Annotated in this window: 14 protein-coding genes; 11 read left to right on the forward strand and 3 right to left on the reverse strand. The window is 45.3% G+C overall.

Annotated features, from left to right (window positions below; genetic code table 11):
• The first annotated feature begins 24 nt into the window (after positions 1–24).
• A complete protein-coding gene (locus ACZ1GZ_RS12085; protein WP_472665124.1) occupies positions 25–432 on the forward strand; it encodes a hypothetical protein in 408 nt (135 codons plus the stop codon).
• Between the two features lie 8 nt (positions 433–440).
• On the opposite strand, the gene ACZ1GZ_RS12090 is transcribed toward ACZ1GZ_RS12085, so the two are convergent.
• Positions 441–1,577 carry an aromatic ring-hydroxylating oxygenase subunit alpha gene (locus ACZ1GZ_RS12090; protein WP_472665125.1) on the reverse strand — a complete coding sequence of 379 codons (1,137 nt, stop codon included), beginning with the start codon at positions 1,575–1,577 and terminating at the stop codon, positions 441–443.
• Between the two features lie 146 nt (positions 1,578–1,723).
• Between ACZ1GZ_RS12090 and ACZ1GZ_RS12095 the strand changes: the two genes are divergently transcribed.
• Both ACZ1GZ_RS12095 and katG read left to right on the forward strand, forming a co-directional pair.
• A complete protein-coding gene (locus ACZ1GZ_RS12095; protein WP_472665126.1) occupies positions 1,724–2,257 on the forward strand; it encodes an AAA family ATPase in 534 nt (177 codons plus the stop codon).
• Between the two features lie 192 nt (positions 2,258–2,449).
• Positions 2,450–4,633: a catalase/peroxidase HPI gene (katG, locus tag ACZ1GZ_RS12100; RefSeq protein WP_472665127.1), complete on the forward strand. Its 2,184-nt coding sequence runs from the start codon at positions 2,450–2,452 to the stop codon at positions 4,631–4,633.
• A 61-nt stretch (positions 4,634–4,694) separates the two neighbouring features.
• Here the strand turns inward: katG and ACZ1GZ_RS12105 are convergent, their stop codons facing one another.
• The gene (locus ACZ1GZ_RS12105) at positions 4,695–5,042 is read right to left on the reverse strand and encodes a YigZ family protein (RefSeq protein ID WP_472665128.1); all 348 of its coding nucleotides are present in this window, start codon (positions 5,040–5,042) and stop codon (positions 4,695–4,697) included.
• On the reverse strand, positions 5,039–6,076 hold the full coding sequence (locus ACZ1GZ_RS12110; protein ID WP_472665129.1) for a LacI family DNA-binding transcriptional regulator: 1,038 nt from the start codon (positions 6,074–6,076) through the stop codon (positions 5,039–5,041). The genes ACZ1GZ_RS12105 and ACZ1GZ_RS12110 overlap by 4 nt, the downstream gene beginning before the upstream one ends.
• Before the next feature lie 79 nt (positions 6,077–6,155).
• Here ACZ1GZ_RS12110 and ACZ1GZ_RS12115 point away from each other — a divergent pair, with 79 nt between their 5' ends.
• The 8 genes from ACZ1GZ_RS12115 to ACZ1GZ_RS12150 all read left to right on the forward strand — a co-directional run bounded on the left by ACZ1GZ_RS12115 (position 6,156) and on the right by ACZ1GZ_RS12150 (position 14,155).
• On the forward strand, positions 6,156–7,340 hold the full coding sequence (locus ACZ1GZ_RS12115) for a phytanoyl-CoA dioxygenase family protein (RefSeq protein ID WP_472665130.1): 1,185 nt from the start codon (positions 6,156–6,158) through the stop codon (positions 7,338–7,340).
• 85 nt (positions 7,341–7,425) lie between these two features.
• Positions 7,426–7,653 carry an Ada metal-binding domain-containing protein gene (locus ACZ1GZ_RS12120; RefSeq protein ID WP_472665131.1) on the forward strand — a complete coding sequence of 76 codons (228 nt, stop codon included), beginning with the start codon at positions 7,426–7,428 and terminating at the stop codon, positions 7,651–7,653.
• Between the two features lie 161 nt (positions 7,654–7,814).
• Positions 7,815–9,065 carry a Zn-dependent hydrolase gene (locus ACZ1GZ_RS12125; RefSeq protein ID WP_472665132.1) on the forward strand — a complete coding sequence of 417 codons (1,251 nt, stop codon included), beginning with the start codon at positions 7,815–7,817 and terminating at the stop codon, positions 9,063–9,065.
• Positions 9,066–9,115: 50 nt separating this feature from the next.
• Positions 9,116–10,570: a dihydropyrimidinase gene (gene hydA, locus ACZ1GZ_RS12130; RefSeq protein ID WP_472665133.1), complete on the forward strand. Its 1,455-nt coding sequence runs from the start codon at positions 9,116–9,118 to the stop codon at positions 10,568–10,570.
• Positions 10,571–10,619: 49 nt separating this feature from the next.
• Positions 10,620–11,408: an ABC transporter ATP-binding protein gene (locus ACZ1GZ_RS12135; protein WP_472665134.1), complete on the forward strand. Its 789-nt coding sequence runs from the start codon at positions 10,620–10,622 to the stop codon at positions 11,406–11,408.
• Between the two features lie 2 nt (positions 11,409–11,410).
• Positions 11,411–12,274: an ABC transporter permease gene (locus ACZ1GZ_RS12140; protein WP_472665135.1), complete on the forward strand. Its 864-nt coding sequence runs from the start codon at positions 11,411–11,413 to the stop codon at positions 12,272–12,274.
• Positions 12,271–13,107 carry an ABC transporter permease gene (locus ACZ1GZ_RS12145; protein WP_472665136.1) on the forward strand — a complete coding sequence of 279 codons (837 nt, stop codon included), beginning with the start codon at positions 12,271–12,273 and terminating at the stop codon, positions 13,105–13,107. Before ACZ1GZ_RS12140 ends, ACZ1GZ_RS12145 begins: the two co-directional genes overlap by 4 nt.
• 55 nt (positions 13,108–13,162) lie before the next feature.
• On the forward strand, positions 13,163–14,155 hold the full coding sequence (locus ACZ1GZ_RS12150; RefSeq protein WP_472665137.1) for an ABC transporter substrate-binding protein: 993 nt from the start codon (positions 13,163–13,165) through the stop codon (positions 14,153–14,155).
• Positions 14,156–14,197: the final 42 nt, after the last annotated feature.

Below are 14,197 nucleotides of genomic sequence, written 5' to 3' on the forward strand. Positions count from 1 at the left end.
CCAACATAAAATGGAGCGGGTCCCATGTTCAGAATAATCTTCATCGCATTCCTGTCTAAATGCATGCTGTTAGTGCTACCGTCTTTTGCCTTTGCGACAGGCGGCGTGCATTGTGAAACCAAGGATCAGCATGCGTCGATCAGCATTGGCATGGGACGGGTTCCAATATATGCACCGCTGAACGCATGGGTCAGTCATGGTGATAAAGTGTGGATGGATGTGCCGCGCGAGGATGAAATTGAATTGGGCCTCAGCCAAGGCTTGATCAAGAATAACACGCTCACCGTTGATTTCGTCGATGTTCAAGCATCAGACATCATTATCTCACTCTTTGTGGACTATTCAGGCGACGATGAAGGTGAGGATGGGTATAAAGGCACCCTCTCCTTTTTAACTGGCGAAAGCTATACAGTTTATTGTTTGTTTGAGTAGGCTTCGAGCTACTTACAAACGCGGGATGCGATATATTTCGCAAAGTCGAAATTAGGCCGCTCGAGATGCGATAATGGACCGGGTTTAGCAAGACCTGAACAAATGCCTTTATAAACGGCTTCGGTGCATCCCTTATCTTCCATATTCACATCGTCCAGCAATGCTTTGGTGGTGGCTAACATGTTTTCCCCATCAGGATCATTGGCAAAATCAGGTGACATGCCGCCGCCATATAGGATCTGCACTTGATTAGGGCCCTTAGGGTGCAAGCTTAAATACCAAAAATAGCCCGGTGTAAGCGTGATCATTAAGCTTGGATAAATCGAAATCAAATAAGTCGTAATCCGGCGTTCGCCTTTTAAACGCGTATTATCCGGATGCGCGATAGACAGCTTAAATTCAGGATCCTTGAGGATTGTGTGATAATTAAAGCTTGGCGGACTGGTTGGACAATCCATTTTGTTTAAATCAACAGACCAACCAATGGTATCGGAGTGGCAAACTGGCAAGTGATAGCTTTCCATAAAGTTCTCGGCCAAAACCTTCCAATTGGTGTCCCATAAATGGGTTTCTGAAAACGTCTGCTGGTAACTTGCCATGTCGAAGTCTTCGATCATGGCTTCAGCTTCTGAAAGTTCAGATGCAACTGGCTTTGCATCGGGATTAAGCGATACCATGATCCAGCCGAGCCAGATCTCGCATTTAACTTGCGGAAGTTTCAGCTTGTCCTTACAAAATGCATCATTACGTCCCATACCAGGTGCACCACGCATAGAACCATCCAAATTATAAGTCCAGGCATGATAAGGACAGACGATCGTCTTGGTGTTGCCAGACCCTTCAAGCAGCGTGGACATACGATGCAAGCAAACATTGGATTGTGCTCGAATTTGACCATCGCCATCTCGTACGACCATAATTGGCTGACCGGCAAGCTCAAATGTCAGGTAATCGCCCTTGTTCTTTAAAGTTTCCGCCCTGCCCGCACAAAACCAGTCTTTCTTGAATATGTGTTCAATTTCGAGGTCTAGAAATTCCTGGCTGGTGTAAACACTTTTGGGCATTGCCCTTGCTTGATTAAAGGGTACATTAACATTCTGGCGCAGCTCTTCGGCAGCTTCAATTTTAGTGTCCACAATTCCCATGGCAAAAGTTCCCATTCTTGCGTTTACAATCGTATAATTGTGGTAAAAACGAATTGCGTCAATTCTAAAATTTAATTTCAAAGGTTGAGCTTATTTTATCTCATGTTTACATCCGGTTATGAATAATAAGAGGAAATAAAACATTCGTGTCATCAAACCATATCTTAATCACCGGATGTTCAGGCGGTGGTAAAACAACCTTGATAAACGCATTGGCGGAAGAAGGTTTCAAAACAGTTTCTGAACCGGGTCGACGCATAGTTGGCGAAGAACTTACATCCTCTGGCAATGCTTTGCCTTGGGTAGATCTACGAGCATTTTCAGAACGTGCATTAGCGATGGCGGAGGACGATCTTGCTCAAATGAAAAAGGAAAAAGATCTCGTTTTTTATGACCGAGGATTACTAGATGCAGCGCTCGCCGTTAGCCATTCTGGAGGTGATGATTACAGAAAAATACTCGGAGATACGTTTTGCTATTCCAAAGATGTTTTTTTAGCGCCACCCTGGGAAGAGATTTTTGAAAATGATGGTGAACGTAAACATGATTTTAAAGCGGCAGTTGAAGAATATGAGCGTATTTCAGCAGCTTTAAAAGAGCTTTGTTGCAACATTCATTTGCTTCCCAAAGTAGAGGTCAATGATCGCATCATTTTTGTTTTAGAAATATTGCAAAAATAAAATAATGAGCCAGATAGTTTGATTACCAACGATATCAGCAAGATAGCTTGTTATAAGAAAATCTGATGATAAATATCAAATAATAGTATTATATCTTATTAAAATTATTTGTTACGTAACAGACATATTCGATTCCTATTTTAAATGGGAATTCAAGGGTAGAATAATAACAGACGTAATTTGGAGAGAAATATGAACGATATGTCCACAGGTAAGTGCCCGGTCATGCATGGCGCTATGACATCAGCTGGTGTCAGTGGCACACGAAATGCTGACTGGTGGCCCAACCAATTGAACCTGAAAATTCTAAACCAGAACACAGCGCAAGTTGATCCATTTGGTAAGAAGATTAATTACTCTGAAGAGCTAAAATCACTTGATTTTGATGCTTTGAAAAAAGATCTTGCTGATTTGATGACAGATAGCCAAGATTGGTGGCCGGCAGATTATGGTCATTATGGTCCATTCTTCGTTCGCATGTCATGGCATAGCGCTGGTACTTATCGTACAGGCGATGGCCGAGGTGGTGCAGGTACTGGCACTCAACGTTTTGCGCCACTCAATAGCTGGCCAGACAATGTCAGCTTGGACAAAGCGCGTCGTTTGGTTTGGCCTATTAAGCAAAAATACGGCAACAAAATTTCCTGGGCTGATTTGCTTGTGCTTGCAGGTAATGTCGGCATGGAAACTATGGGCTTTAAGTCATACGGCTTTGCATTTGGTCGTGAAGACTGGTGGGAGCCAGAAGAAGACATCTACTGGGGTAAAGAAACAGAATGGCTGACAAATGAGCGCTATTCTGGTGTACGTGATTTGGAAAATCCACTTGCGGCCGTGCAAATGGGTTTGATCTATGTAAACCCTGAGGGTCCAGATGGTAATCCTGATCCAGTGGCATCTGGTATTGATATCCGCGAAACATTTGCGCGTATGGGTATGAATGACGAAGAGACAGTTGCGCTTGTTGCTGGTGGCCATACATTTGGTAAGGCCCATGGTGCCGGTGATGCAGGTCTCGTTGGCCCAGATCCTGAAGCTGCTCCAATTGAGCAAATGGGCTTTGGTTGGAAAAACGGTCTTGGTGATGGTCATGGTGTTCACACAACATCATCAGGCATTGAAGGTGCATGGAATGCGACCCCTATCGAATGGGATATGGCATATTTCGACGCGTTGTTTGGTTATGAGTGGAAACTTGTAAAATCACCGGCAGGCGCCCAACAATGGATCGCAATTGGTGGCGAAGGTACTGTGCCGGATGCACATGATCCAAACAAAAAACATGCGCCAATGATGACAACAGCTGATATGGCCCTGCGTATGGATCCAGTATACGAGAAAATCTCTCGTCACTACCATGCAAACCCTGATGTCTTCCACGATGCATTTGCACGTGCCTGGTTCAAACTACTTCACCGTGATATGGGTCCAAAAGTACGTTACCTTGGTCCTGATGTGCCTGAAGAAGATCTTATCTGGCAAGATCCAATTCCTGCCGTTGAGCACGAAATTAATGCAAATGATATCGAAGCTCTGAAAGCTAAAGTTCTTGCGTCAGAGCTGACAATTCCTGAACTTGTTTCCGTGGCTTGGGCATCCGCTTCAACTTTCCGCGGTTCAGATAAGCGTGGTGGTGCAAATGGTGCACGTATTCGTCTTGCACCTCAGAAAGACTGGGATGTAAACCAACCAGCTCAACTTGCAAAGGTTCTGGGTGTGTTGGAAGGTATCCAATCTGAATTCAATCAATCTGGTAAAACTGTTTCAATAGCTGATTTGATTGTTTTGGCAGGTTCTGCAGCTGTTGAAAAAGCAGCTAAAGATGCAGGTCACGATGTGAGCGTTCCTTTTACACCGGGTCGTGGCGATGCAACTCAAGAACAAACAGATGTTGATAGTTTTGCTGTCCTTGAGCCGGAAGCTGATGGTTTCCGCAATTACGCCAAAGCAAACTTTACGGTATCTGCTGAAGAAATGCTTGTTGATCGCGCGCAACTTCTCACGCTAACTGCACCTGAAATGACAGTATTGGTGGGTGGACTTCGTGTTCTTGGCGCCAATTTTGGTGATACAGATCACGGTGTATTCACATCTCGCAAAGGTCAGCTTACCAATGACTTCTTCACATCAATTGTTGATATGAGTGTTGAGTGGTTTGGTGTTGAAGGTTCAACAGAACTCTTCGAAGCACGTGATCGGAAGACTGGTAAGATCCAGCGAACTGGTACACGTGTTGATCTCGTGTTTGGTTCAAACTCTATCCTTCGCGCATTGTCAGAAGCCTATGCACAAGATGATGCAGAAGCAGCATTTGTAGAAAACTTTATCGCTGCATGGACAAAAGTTATGAACCTTGATCGTTTCGACGTTGCATAATTTATAATTTACAGAAAATAATAATGACGGCGCCTTTCACCAGGCGCCGTTTTTTATTGCGTTAAAGTTCATCTAGATAGGCTCGGACGCAAGTTTGCACATGCCGAAAGCGATCGCCGCCCAAATGCTTGCCACCATACCAGCGGGTAACGACGACGATTTGGTTTTTAATCTCATCGCGCTCGAGCATTCGCAAGATCACCATCCCTGCTCCGCTTTCACCATCATCATTTTTAAGTGCGCCTTCATCGCAAATAACACCCCATGTGTTATGGGTGGCTTTGGCAAACTTCTTATTGCGCTTGAGTTCTTTGATAAAAGCCTTCGCTTCATCCGCTGATTGGCAGATGCCACCTGAAACCGCATATTTTGAACCACGATCGCTCACAACATTATCAATAATCTTCATGGCAGGTTTTCAACTCTATTGGGGAGGTTGAGCGGCGTTATGATTTGAATATCAGAATGCATTTGGTTTTGAAATGGCGGAATGAGTTTGTGAAAGGCTGCAATTTGCGTAAACGCATTTCGTAAATCCTGTGCAACATCATGATGAATAACGGCCGTGATTTTTTCTGCATGTAACAGGTCGATATTTTCTTCATCCAGATCATGGGCAATATAGATTTTTGGATTAAGCTGAAAATCATGAAGTGTTTGAATAATTGCTTCATTCCCACCACCCATGGAGTATACCGCGTCGAGCTGTTCTACCCCTTTAAGTGCGTTTTTAACTTCATCGGATGTATGTATAGATAGTCCATCACCACCTTTTGCAATAATCAGCTTTGCATCAGGTTTTGAACGATTTAATGATGCTTGAAACCCTTCTAACCTCAGATCCTCACCTGAAAAATTCGATCGCCGAATGGTCGTCAATATTGTTGAATTGGGATTAAACAGCAGTTTATCCATCAAATAGGCGGCTGTTTTACCCGCTTGATAATTATCAATGCCTGCATATGCAATGCGTTTTGAACTTGGTTGATCAGTGACAAATGCTAAAACGGGAATATCGTTATCAACAAGATCATCAATTAATATTTGAACACTTTTGCGCTCTTGAGCTGCTACGATGACACCTTGCGAACCACGCTTTTTAATGGCGCTTAGCAAATGAAGGATTTCCTGTTCAGCAAACTTAGCTTTTAAATGAAATCTTGGTCGGAATACTGCCGGGCTTAAGCCAGTAATCACGCGATTACAGGCAATTTCAACTTCGCGCGAAAACCGTTTGGGCGCCTCTACAATAATATCTATAAATAATCGGCGTCCTTTTGCTGATAATTGTGCTTCTTGATCTTCCAACTCTTTAAATGCTGCATCAACGCGTCGCTTCGTTTGTGGGCTCACATGCGCGCGACTGTTGATCACGCGGTCCACCGTTGCCGTACTTAGTCCTGCCTGAAGGGCAAGCTCTTTTATTGAAAATCTATGAGTCATTGATGTGTTTTTGATGTATTTTACATCTTTAGGCAAGCTTGGTTTCTGATATTCTTTTTAAAAATTGGAGGAATCAAACATGGCAAATTACGCACTATCCCAAACATCGGGCTATTTCTTGCCCAACGATTGCAAGCTTTCAGACCTTGAAGCCTTAACCGCATTATCCTTGGAAAAGGATGATTTAACTTTTGCAACAGATGTTCAAAAGAACATACCCATTTATGACATGAACACCTTGCGTGATCGTTTGCGTATGCCCTCTGCTCGACGAGCTTTAATGGCGGAGTGGGCCTATATATTCAGTGATAGTGCGGGTGTTGTTGTTTTAAAAAATGCCTATGAAGATACGACTTGTATCGATGAAGCCTCTGAAATTTTCCAACAAATCATTGCAGAAGAGAAACAAAAGAACGGTGAAGGCGCTGATCACTTTGCAGCGGCTGGCAATAACGATCGAATTTGGAACTCGCTTCAAAAGCTCTGTGAAAAATCACCAAAAGTGTTTGCCAAATATTTTGCCAATCCAGCAATAGATACAGCCTGTGAAGCATGGCTTGGGCCTAATTATCAAATGACTGCACAAGTGAACTTAGTGCGCCCCGGTGGTAAAGCCCAGACCTGCCACCGAGACTATCATTTAGGTTTCCAAACTGAAGAGATGTGCGCGCGTTATCCGGTTCAGGTGCATTTGTTATCACCATTAATGACGCTGCAAGGCGGCATTGCTCATTGTGATATGCCGATTGAAAGCGGGCCAACAAAGTTGCTACCGTTTTCGCAAAAATACGCCGCTGGATATGCTGCGTATCGTCGTGCCGACTTCCAGCAGCATTTTGAAGACAATTATGTGCAACTGGAACTGAATAAAGGCGATGCACTGTTTTTCAATCCAGCGCTCTATCATGCCGCTGGTGAGAATACGAGCCAGGACATTGAACGCTTGGTCAATCTTATGCAAATCGGCAGCGCTATGGGTCGCACGCTTGAGAACATCGACAGAATTGGCATGTGTAAACTGCTCTACCCTGCCCTTAAAGACGTGATCGCGAATGAAAACTTGTCGCCAGCGGAAATAAACGCTGTTGTATCGGTCTGTGCTGAAGGCTACCCGTTCCCAACAAATCTTGACACCGATCCGCCTGTTGGTGGATTGGCACCGGAAAGTCAAAAAGATATCTTCATGAAAGCCCTCGGCGAAAAATGGTCAGATGTTAATTTCGAACGTGCTTTAGATGCGCAAGCCGAAAAACAAATGCCGTAGATAGTTTGTTCAAGTGCATGCAAGAATCGGGCTGCTATCAAACAACGAACTTGGCATTGTCATCGCTAAAGAAAGGCGGTGACAAATGACCCATGAAATTTCAGATCAATATTGGAAAGCTGTGGTGGAATCAGATTCAAGCTTTGATGATTTATTCCTTTACGGAGTGAGCTCAACCGGTATTTATTGCAAGCCAAGTTGCACATCTCGAACACCTCTTCGAAAAAATACAATAGCTTTTGAAAATGTGCATGCGGCAATAAGTGCAGGATTTCGCGCTTGTTTACGGTGTAAACCCGAGAAATTGGACTAGTACAACCCCCAAAATTTAGTCAAACTGCTTCTATACATATCGGTCGATTATTTTCATTTTAGAATATTGACCATATAGTCAAAAAATGCGTAGTCTATAAAAATAGCAAGCGTTTGATTTGCCTATTTTGAAGTCATTGTGATGTTTAAGGGGATTATTTCATGACAGCACCCGGCGAAAACCTGAAGATTAATGGCGATCGTTTGTGGGATAGCCTCATGGATATGGCAAAAATTGGCCCCGGTATTGCAGGTGGTAACAACCGCCAGACTTTGACCGATGAAGACGCGGAAGGCCGCGCACTCTTCCAATCCTGGTGCGAAGCAGCCGGCATGACAATGGGCGTTGATACTATGGGCAATATGTTTGCAACGCGAGAAGGCACAGATCCTGATGCCCTCCCCGTTTATGTAGGTTCACATTTAGACACGCAGCCAACTGGTGGTAAGTATGACGGTGTCTTAGGTGTTCTAGCCGGACTTGAAGTCATCCGCACAATGAATGATCTGGATTTGAAGACCAAACACCCGATTGTCGTAACTAACTGGACCAATGAGGAAGGCACACGCTTTGCGCCAGCCATGCTCGCTTCTGGCGTTTTTGCCGATATGCACACCCAAGACTGGGCATATGATCGTGAAGATGCAGAAGGTAAAAAATTCGGTGATGAGCTTAAACGCATCGGCTGGGTCGGTGATGAAGAAGTTGGCGCACGTAAAATGCATGCGTTTTTTGAGCTGCATATTGAACAAGGTCCGATCTTAGAAGCTGAAGATAAAGATATTGGCGTGGTCACTCATGGTCAGGGGCTGTCTTGGACGCAAGTGACCATCACAGGCAAAGAAAGCCACACAGGTTCAACACCTATGCCAATGCGCAAAAATGCTGGCCTTGCCATGTCAAAAGTATTGCAATTGGTGGATGAGATCGCATGGAGCCATAAGCCTGATGCAGTTGGTGCGGCGGGCCATATTGATGTGTTCCCAAATTCCAGAAACGTTATTCCGGGCAAAGTCGTCTTCACAGTTGATTTCCGCTCTCCGAATTTAGCTGTGATCGAAGACATGGAAAGCCGTCTCAAATCAGGTGCGAAAGCAATCTGCGATGAGATGGGCATGCAGGTCGAATTTGAAAAAGTTGGCGGTTTTGACCCGGTTGAATTTGATGAAGCGTGCGTGACAGCGGTCCGCAATGCAGCAGAACGATTAGGATATAGCCATAGAAACCTCATTTCCGGCGCTGGTCATGATGCCTGCTGGATTAACCGTGTTGCACCAACGGCTATGGTTATGTGTCCATGTGTTGACGGATTATCGCACAATGAGGCGGAAGAAATTTCAAAAGACTGGGCAACGGCAGGCGCAGATGTTCTAATGCATGCAGTTATCGAAACCGCAGAGATTGTGGCATAGTCGAAATAATAGACGATAAAACGTCAGGCAATCATAATAAGGGAAAGTTCATGACAAAAGTTATCAAGGGTGGAACAGTCGTCACAGCTGATTTGACGTATAAGGCTGATGTTCTTGTTGAAAATGGCGTGATTACCGAAATCGGTCCTGATCTTTCAGGCGACGAAGTTTTAGATGCAACAGGTTGCTATGTGATGCCAGGCGGCATTGACCCGCATGTGCATTTGGAAATGCCGTTTATGGGCACCTATTCTTCCGACGATTTTGAAAGCGGCACACGCGCTGCACTTTCTGGCGGTACAACGATGGTTGTCGACTTTTGCCTGCCTTCACCGGGTCAATCGCTCCTTGAAGCAATTCAAATGTGGGACAATAAATCCACACGTGCGAATTGCGATTATTCCTTCCATATGGCGATTACCTGGTGGGGTGAGCAGGTCTTTGATGAAATGGAAACCATCGTCAAAGAAAAAGGTATCAACACATTTAAGCATTTCCTTGCCTATAAAGGCGCTCTCATGGTCAATGATGACGAGCTTTATGCATCTTTCTCCCGATGTGCAGAGCTCGGCGCCATCCCAATGGTTCATGCTGAAAATGGCGATGTGGTTGCAGAACTATCAGCAAAACTTTTGGCAGCTGGTAATGTCGGACCAGAGGCACATGCCTATTCACGTCCACCGCAAGTGGAAGGTGAAGCCACGAACCGCGCTATCATGATTGCTGATATGACGGGCGCGCCGTTATATGTTGTTCATACATCTTGTGAAGATGCTCATGAAGCTATTCGCCGTGCGCGCCAGCAAGGTAAGCGCGTATGGGGTGAACCGCTGATCCAGCACCTCACATTGGATGAAAGTGAATATTTCAACAAAGACTGGGATCACGCAGCGCGTCGTGTGATGTCGCCTCCGTTCCGCAATAAGCAACATCAGGATAGCTTGTGGGCTGGCCTGCAATCAGGTTCACTCTCGGTTGTTGCAACCGACCACTGCGCATTTACCACGGACCAAAAACGTTTTGGCGTGGGTGATTTCACCAAAATTCCAAATGGTACCGGTGGTCTGGAGGACAGGCTACCAATGCTTTGGACCCACGGCGTGTCTACGGGCCGTTTGACTATGAATGAGTTTGTGGCCGTAACATCAACCAACATTGCCAAGATCATGAATATCTACCCGAAAAAAGGTGCGATTTTAGTCGGTGCAGATGCTGATATTGTGGTTTGGGATCCCGAAAAAGAAAAAACCATTGCAGCAAGCGCGCAGCAATCTGCCATTGATTACAATGTGTTTGAAGGCAAACATGTCAAAGGCCTGCCGCGTTATACACTCTCCCGTGGAGCAGTGACTGTTGAAGATGGAGATATCAAGACCAAGGAAGGTCACGGTAAATTCGTCAAGCGTGAGCCAAACGGTACGGTCAACAAAGCGCTTTCAACCTGGAAAGAGCTCACCAATCCGACACCGGTCGAACGCACCGGTATACCAGCGACAGGGGTTTAATCTATTGAACCGAGACCATGTTCGTCGGCCTGTGAAATAGGAATATAAGTTGGAACAAAATTCTCAAGCTGTGATTGCGGCAAAGAACCTTAATCTCGTTTTCGAGACCAATGATGGTTCCGTGCATGCTCTCAAGGATATCGATCTGACCATCAATAAGGGAGAGTTTGTCTCCTTCATCGGGCCTTCGGGTTGCGGCAAGACGACCTTTTTGCGTGTTGTTGCTGATCTAGAGCAGCCAACGGGTGGTTCGATTACCGTTAATGGCATGACACCACAACAAGCGCGTGAGGCTCGCGCATATGGCTATGTGTTTCAGGCGTCTGGTCTATATCCTTGGCGGACAATTGCTGGAAATATCAAACTTCCGCTGGAAATCATGGATTATAGCAAAGAAGAGCAGGACAAACGGGTAAAACAAGTGCTTGAGCTTGTTGAACTCGATAGCTTTGGCAATAAATATCCATGGCAATTATCTGGCGGTATGCAGCAACGCGCAAGTATCGCAAGAGCGCTCTCCTTTGATGCGGATATCTTGCTCATGGATGAGCCATTTGGTGCGCTTGATGAGATTGTCCGCGATCACTTAAATGAGCAGCTTCTAGCGCTATGGGCGCGGACAGAAAAGACCATCGGTTTTGTGACACACTCAATCCCAGAAGCGGTTTATCTTTCGACCAAGATCGTTGTTATGAGCCCGCGTCCGGGCCGTATTGCCGATGTGATTGAAAGCACGTTGCCAAAAGAACGTCCATTGGAAATCAGAGACTCAAAAGAGTTTTTAGAAATCGCAGCCAGAGTGCGTGACGGATTGCGCGCCGGACATCTGGACGATTAATCATGAAGAATTTGATCGCTGTCTTAACTGTTGTTTTCGCCATTATCATCATTTGGTATGGCGCGGCATTTATGATGAATAAGCAATGGACGCTTGATCAGGCAGAACGGGTTGGCACGACAGTTACAACATCTGAAGTGTTTAAAGACACCATGGCGCAAGAGCGGCCTCAGCTCCCTGCCCCGCATCAGGTTATCACTGAGATTTGGAAAACAACTGTTGAGAAGAAGATCACGTCCAAACGCTCATTGATCTATCATGCTGGGATCACGCTATCTTCAACATCGCTAGGGTTTTTGATGGGGTCTTTACTCGGCATTACTTTGGCGATCAGCATAGTTCATTCGCGCGCTATGGATTTATCTGTCATGCCGTGGATTATTGCCAGCCAAACAATTCCGATATTGGCGATCGCGCCGATGATCATTGTGGTATTAAATGCAGTGGGCATATCGGGCTTGGTACCAAAAGCAATGATCTCGATGTATCTCTCATTCTTCCCGGTCGCTGTAGGAATGGTAAAAGGTTTACGTGCGCCAGACACAATGCAGCTTGATCTCATGAAGACCTATAGAGCAAGCGCCTGGCAAACATTGATTAAATTGCGCCTGCCCTCATCCATGCCGTATCTATTTACATCGTTAAAGATCGCCATGGCGGCATCCCTTGTGGGTGCAATCATTGGTGAATTGCCAACTGGTGCTGTCGCAGGACTTGGCGCAAGATTGCTTGCGGGCAGTTATTATGGTCAAACCATTCAAATTTGGTCAGCGCTTATTTCAGCTGCGGTATTAGCGGCCGTGCTTGTTATGCTCATTGGTGCGCTACAAAACATCACCCTTAAACGCATGGGGATGTTGCGATGATTTGGGCGTTCGTTGCAATTCTGTTTTGGCTGGGTGCATGGGCGCTCAATATCTATTTATCGCGTGGCAAACTCACCAAGCGCAATAAATTCATGATCCCCTTCCTGTTTGGCGTGACGATTCTTGTGCTCTGGGAAGGCCTTGTGGTTGGTTTAAACGTCTCACCTATCATATTACCACCGCCGTCAGCCGTTGCAGCCAAATTTGCTTCAAGCCTTCCGATTTTGTGGGAAGATTTTGTCCAGACCTTCGTTAAAGGTGCGTTATCGGGTTATATCATTGGCTGCAGTTCAGCCTTTATTCTGGCAATTCTGATCGATCGATCACCATTTTTGCAGCGCGGATTGCTGCCAGTTGGAAACTTTGTCGCTGCGCTACCGGTGATTGGCATCGCGCCTATATTGGTGATGTGGTTTGGCTTTGACTGGCAGTCAAAAGCAGCGGTCGTTGTAGTCATGGTTTTCTTCCCCATGCTGGTGAACACCGTGCAAGGGCTAAAACAAAGCGATCATATGCAGCGTGATTTAATGAAAACCTATTCAGCTAATTACTGGCAAAGTCTATTAAAGCTGAGACTACCAGCTGCTATGCCGTTTATTTTTAACGGTTTAAAAATTTCGACAACGCTTGCACTCATTGGAGCAATTGTCGCGGAATTCTTTGGCTCACCCATCAAAGGCATGGGCTTTAGAATAACAACTGAAGTGGGTCGCTTGGCTCTAGACATGGTTTGGGCAGAGATCGTCGTTGCTGCCCTTGCTGGATCTGCTTTTTACGGCATAATGGCCTTAATAGAAAAGGTCGTAACATTTTGGCATCCATCCCAACGATAGAGAATAAGAAGATGGAACCGAAACCAATTAACAAGAAACTGGATGGAGTGAACAGATGAAAAATCTAATCAAAACAACACTCGCAGCTGCACTCGCCCTTGGCGTTACAACAAGTGCATATGCGGCAGACAAAGTTGCTTTGCAGCTAAAATGGGTAACACAAGCGCAGTTTGCAGGCTATTACGTTGCTGCAGATAAGGGCTTTTACGCTGAAGAAGGCTTGGAAGTTGAAATCAAACCAGGCGGACCGGATATTGCCCCAGCACAGGTTATTGCCGGTGGCGGTGCGGATGTCGTTCTAGACTGGATGCCATCAGCTTTGGCGTCACGCGAAAAAGGCTTGGGTCTGGTTAATATCGCTCAGCCGTTTAAATCATCAGGTATGATGCTAACTTGCCGCAAAGATTCAGGCATCACATCACCTGCAGACTTTAAAGGTAAAACGCTAGGCGTTTGGTTCTTTGGTAACGAATATCCATTCCTATCATGGATGAGCAAGCTTGGCATTCCAACAGATGGTTCTGAAGGTGGTGTAACTGTTCTTAAACAGGGCTTTAACGTTGATCCAATTCTCAACAAACAAGCTGATTGCGTGTCAACTATGACATATAACGAATACTGGCAGATCATTGATGCTGGTTTGTCAGCTGATGATTTGGTTGTCTTTAAATATGAAGATCAAGGCGTAGCAACATTGGAAGATGGTATCTATGTTTTGGAAGAGAACCTAAAAGATGAAGCCTTTAAAGACAAAATGGTTCGTTTTGTTCGTGCGTCTATGAAGGGTTGGAAATATGCTGAAGAGAACCCAGATGAAGCCGCAGAAATCGTTCTTGATAACGATGCATCAGGTGCTCAAACTGAAAAGCATCAGAAGCGTATGATGGGTGAAATCGCCAAGCTGACTGCTGGTTCAAACGGTTCACTTGATGCAGCTGACTATCAGCGTACTGTTGATACCTTGTTGGGCGGTGGTTCAGATCCTGTGATCAGCAAAGCACCAGAAGGCGCTTGGACATCTGAAATCACAGATTTGGCTCTGAACTAAGCATAACAAAATTTGAAAATCAGAAAGCGTCTCAAGTGATTG

This window comes from Lentilitoribacter sp. JB5-8, assembly GCF_055693385.1.

Bases quoted from the DNA above. Each gene is read 5' to 3' on its own strand.
- ACZ1GZ_RS12115 (WP_472665130.1), top strand. From the start codon at position 6,156: ATGGCAAATTACGCACTATCCCAAACATCGGGCTATTTCTTGCCCAAC.
- ACZ1GZ_RS12105 (WP_472665128.1), bottom strand. From the start codon at position 5,042: ATGAAGATTATTGATAATGTTGTGAGCGATCGTGGTTCAAAATATGCG.
- ACZ1GZ_RS12120 (WP_472665131.1), top strand. From the start codon at position 7,426: ATGACCCATGAAATTTCAGATCAATATTGGAAAGCTGTGGTGGAATCA.
- ACZ1GZ_RS12140 (WP_472665135.1), top strand. From the start codon at position 11,411: ATGAAGAATTTGATCGCTGTCTTAACTGTTGTTTTCGCCATTATCATC.
- ACZ1GZ_RS12085 (WP_472665124.1), top strand. From the start codon at position 25: ATGTTCAGAATAATCTTCATCGCATTCCTGTCTAAATGCATGCTGTTA.
- hydA (WP_472665133.1), top strand. From the start codon at position 9,116: ATGACAAAAGTTATCAAGGGTGGAACAGTCGTCACAGCTGATTTGACG.
- ACZ1GZ_RS12110 (WP_472665129.1), bottom strand. From the start codon at position 6,076: ATGACTCATAGATTTTCAATAAAAGAGCTTGCCCTTCAGGCAGGACTA.
- ACZ1GZ_RS12125 (WP_472665132.1), top strand. From the start codon at position 7,815: ATGACAGCACCCGGCGAAAACCTGAAGATTAATGGCGATCGTTTGTGG.
- ACZ1GZ_RS12090 (WP_472665125.1), bottom strand. From the start codon at position 1,577: ATGGGAATTGTGGACACTAAAATTGAAGCTGCCGAAGAGCTGCGCCAG.
- katG (WP_472665127.1), top strand. From the start codon at position 2,450: ATGAACGATATGTCCACAGGTAAGTGCCCGGTCATGCATGGCGCTATG.
- ACZ1GZ_RS12145 (WP_472665136.1), top strand. From the start codon at position 12,271: ATGATTTGGGCGTTCGTTGCAATTCTGTTTTGGCTGGGTGCATGGGCG.
- ACZ1GZ_RS12150 (WP_472665137.1), top strand. From the start codon at position 13,163: ATGAAAAATCTAATCAAAACAACACTCGCAGCTGCACTCGCCCTTGGC.